The 593-nt window shown below is 73.2% G+C and carries 1 protein-coding gene; it reads left to right on the forward strand.

Annotated features, from left to right (window positions below):
- Positions 1–85: 85 nt before the first annotated feature.
- Positions 86–593: DUF6114 domain-containing protein (locus AE652_RS12945; protein ID WP_049651464.1), on the forward strand; the 508-nt coding region annotated here is incomplete at its 3' end.

Below are 593 nucleotides of genomic sequence, written 5' to 3' on the forward strand. Positions count from 1 at the left end.
CCCGCGGGACCGGGGACGGTGCGTGCGCCGTCCCCGGATCCCGTGTCTCCTCCATCCCTCGTTCACACCATCGAGGAGCTGCACCGTGTCCAGCGCCCTTGCCTCCTACCGGCCCGCCGAGCACGAGAACCCCGCCCAGTGGCTGCGCCGGGTGTTCCGTACGTTCCGTCGGACGCGGCCGTACTACGGCGGTCTGCTGGCCATGATCGCCGGCGTCCCGATCATGTACTTCCCGTACGCCAAGCTCTCGTTGGGCGGCATGACGGTGGCCATGGCCACCACGGCGGGTGCCGGGTCACTGATCATCGGCGTGCTGCTGATCGTGCTCGGGCTGACCGCCTGGTTCCAGCCGGCCGTACGGGTCTTCGCCGGCATCGCCACCACGCTGCTGACGCTGGTCTCCCTCCCGGTCTCCAACCTGGGGGGCTTCGGACTGGCCCTGCTGCCGGGCCTGATCGGCGGTGGGCTGATGGTCTCCTGGGCGCCGCTGCCGGAGCCCAAGGCCGCGAAGGCGGCCGGGCGCGGACGCTGGGGCCGGGCCAAGGGCGGCGCCGGGGACGCGGCGGCCGGGAACGCCGTGGCGCGGAGCGTCG

It is taken from the genome of Kitasatospora sp. MY 5-36, from assembly GCF_001182915.1.
In the GTDB taxonomy this organism is placed as follows: Bacteria; Actinomycetota; Actinomycetes; order Streptomycetales; family Streptomycetaceae; genus Kitasatospora.